The organism is Limnospira sp. PMC 1279.21 (assembly GCF_032349615.1).
In the GTDB taxonomy this organism is placed as follows: domain Bacteria; phylum Cyanobacteriota; class Cyanobacteriia; order Cyanobacteriales; family Microcoleaceae; genus Limnospira; species Limnospira fusiformis.
Map to the genome: position 1 here is coordinate 10265 of NZ_JARPLU010000039.1, position 3052 is coordinate 13316.

4 protein-coding genes are annotated in these 3052 nt (G+C 45.3%); 2 read left to right on the forward strand and 2 right to left on the reverse strand.

Annotated elements, in window-relative coordinates:
- Positions 1–32: 32 nt before the first annotated feature.
- The gene (locus tag P5683_RS08300; RefSeq protein WP_315641951.1) at positions 33–275 is read right to left on the reverse strand and encodes a hypothetical protein; all 243 of its coding nucleotides are present in this window, start codon (positions 273–275) and stop codon (positions 33–35) included.
- A gap of 333 nt (positions 276–608) precedes the next feature.
- On the opposite strand from P5683_RS08300, the gene P5683_RS08305 reads away from it, so the two are divergent.
- Positions 609–1292 carry a hypothetical protein gene (locus P5683_RS08305; protein ID WP_006621442.1) on the forward strand — a complete coding sequence of 228 codons (684 nt, stop codon included), beginning with the start codon at positions 609–611 and terminating at the stop codon, positions 1290–1292.
- Between the two features lie 101 nt (positions 1293–1393).
- Positions 1394–2026, forward strand: coding sequence for a tRNA (adenosine(37)-N6)-threonylcarbamoyltransferase complex dimerization subunit type 1 TsaB (gene tsaB / locus P5683_RS08310; protein WP_046320163.1), 633 nt, complete (start codon positions 1394–1396; stop codon positions 2024–2026).
- Between the two features lie 15 nt (positions 2027–2041).
- On the opposite strand, the gene cbiQ is transcribed toward tsaB, so the two are convergent.
- Positions 2042–2812, reverse strand: a complete 771-nt coding sequence (cbiQ, locus tag P5683_RS08315; RefSeq protein WP_006621440.1) for a cobalt ECF transporter T component CbiQ — start codon at positions 2810–2812, stop codon at positions 2042–2044.
- Positions 2813–3052: the final 240 nt, after the last annotated feature.

Here is a 3052-nt window from a genome sequence, read left to right on the forward strand (position 1 = left end):
CTGGGATCCAGATTTAGGGTGAGGGCAATGTATTAAGCGATCGCTTCTTGAGCGCGACTCTCACCTCGTGTTACAATGAGATATTCTGGCTTAATTTCAACCAGTTGACCGGAGCGTTGACCGCCATTAACCAGAATCACCGTCGCGGAGGTGGGGAGGGAAATCGGAATCGGTCGATTTTGTGCTTGGTTTTGGGCTACCAGCACCGGGAGTGCGATCGCTGGTTGAATGTCACCCGTGGCGATCGTCAGACCAGCTAGGGATAGGCAAATCATCAGTTGAGGAGTTCTCATGGCAGGAGTGAGAGACGATATGATTTAATACTAACATCTTCAAGCTGACTCGACCCTTTTTCGGAAACTTCCCCCTTGACATTGGCTAAGTAGTCATTCCCCTACCCCCCATGGTTCTGGGTTCAATTGGCGATAAACGGAGGTTTAATGTTTAGTAAATTAGCCAGTTTATTAACTATCTTAGGAGTCGGCTTGTATTTTACGGGCTGGATTTACCGCTGGGCATATTTCGCCTTTTTTAAACTAGAAGTGACCACGTTAGATTTGCCGATAAAATCGTTTTTTATTGCCCCGATTTAGGTATTTTTTGGGCATTTGTCGGGGGGCGATTGGTCTACTTTCTGGCGCACTTTTCGGGTGGCGATCGCTACCTTTCTGCTAATTTTTCTGAGTCTCAAATTACTGGAATGGAGTAGCGGCAAATTCGCGAATTTCATGAACACCAGCCGTCATTATCTGTTAAAAATAAGCATCAAACAGCACCACTCTCGCGCGACTCGCACTTTGAATGCTTTGCCGGATTTCCAACCCATTAACTATGATAAAAACTTTGTCAATGAATTGGTGATTGCGGGTTGGTGTTTGGCGGGTCTATTTTATCTAGGTCAAACCCAGGGAAACCTAGACGCGATTCGAGATGCCCATAACCATACATCCATGTTGCCTGTGGTAACTATAATTACCCCAGAAAATCAGCTTCCCCTAGGTCGCAAAATCTACGACTTGACTGATGACCCAGTAGTGGGAAATTTTCGATTTATCGGGGATTTAGAACTTTATCAGATGTTACTACAGCGAGATTATAACGACAAAACCCAGGCGGATAACTCCAGCATCTGGCGACTGTTAATTGACCGAGACAGTCAATATTATATTTTCCCATCATTACCAGAAAATGCCCCCCCTAATGTGCGCCCTCCCCTGGTGATTATTCAGCAAAGCAAAGGGGGAGAATATGTGATTATTCTGAGTCCAGAACCGGGTCCGAAAGAACTTTAATGATTGACCTGGGTTTGGTTAACCGGATTTCCATGGGTTGTATGGGGAAACTGACACCTATTAGGATAGCATAATATCAGTGAGTTACACAAGGTACACTAATGGCAAAAAACTATGGTTTCGCTATCCATACCAGTAGCCCCGAATTGGGTTTAGCTATCGGGAAGTTTGGGGAACCTGTGCGCTGCCAAACTTGGCATTTGGGGAGGGATTTATCAACCCAACTCCATCAACATATATCGGAATTTATGCCCCCTCAAACTTGGGCGGATTTACAACTAATAGCGGTGGCGCGGGGTCCGGGAAGTTTTACGGGGACTCGCTTGGGAGTGGTGACGGCGAGAACCCTCGCACAACAGTTAGATATTCCCCTGTTTGCGATTTCTACTTTGGCGGCGGCTGCCTATAATTTAGCGGGGGATTATTCGGGGAATATTGCCCTAGAAATGCCGGCACAACGGGGAGAATTATTTGTGGCTATTTATCAGGTTTCTGCCCAGGGTTTGGTGACCAAATTGCCTGATAGTGTCATGTCTGCCTCACAGTGGGAAATGCGGTTATCTCAAGAAGAAAAACCATTAGAAAAAATCTCGCTGACGGGTGGACTAGGACAGACAAGTTGTGCTATATTGGGATTGGCTACTCTGTTATGGCAACAGGGAAATTGCCCCCACTGGTCGGATGCTTTACCATTTTATGGACAGCATCCGGTTCAGAATTTGAAAGGGGATTAATCCGACCATTTGCGGTTAAGTGGAGATGGTGGAAAGGGTGACAAATAGGGTGGCTAAAATTAAACTGATTCCCAGGGCGATCGCACTAGGCAAGTCGGTCAAAAACTCCCACGGTTTATGGGTTTTGTCGGGGATGCCATAACCTCGCAATTGCATGGCTTTATAGACCTGTTCCGACTGTTGATAACTACGAATTAATAAACTCCCGGCTAAGGCTGCGTAAATCTGCAAATTGCGACGACTGAATTGGTGGGGTTGAAAACCTCTTAATATGGTGGCGCGTTTCATCATTTGCAACTGATGGCTGAGTTCAAATATATATCGGTAGGATATTAATAACATATCGGCTAAAATGGGGGATAAACCAAGCGATCGCATGGCTTTAATTAGGGTGATAAATGAACAGGTCCCCAGCAAGACAACTCCGGTGGTGAAAATGGCTAAAAATCTACTAGCAATTAGCAAAACGGCTAGACTTCCCTCCTGGCGAATAATCAGGGGACCCCAAGACCATAAGACGGTCTGACCGGAAATAAATGGCAATAAGCCAACTACCCCCAATATAAACAGTCCGGGATATTGTAGGCGATCGCCTAAAAAGGATAGCGGCAGTTTGGATATGGTGTATAATGTTAATGTGACTAGCAACATGGGGGGGACTAGCCAGAGTTGTTGAACATTAGCAAAAGCAAACATTAAGATTCCCAATCCAATTAGTTTTGATTGGGGGTTCCATCTATGAATAAATGAATCGAGATTAGCATACTCATCGATCCTAAATTTCATGGTTAATCTCTCCGGTTTAGGAAGGGTGAGTTAAGGGGGGTTATTCAGACTCCCCCATCAATACAGTCTCTTCAGAAATCATCTGATCACATCTCAAAGTCCCTCTCCTCTCTGGGAGAGGGATTTAGGGTGAGGGAAATGTATTAAGGGACTGAGGGATTTAGGGTGAGGGAAATGTATTAAGCGACTGAGGGATTTAGGGTGAGGGAAATGTATTAAGGGACTGAGGGATTTAGGGTG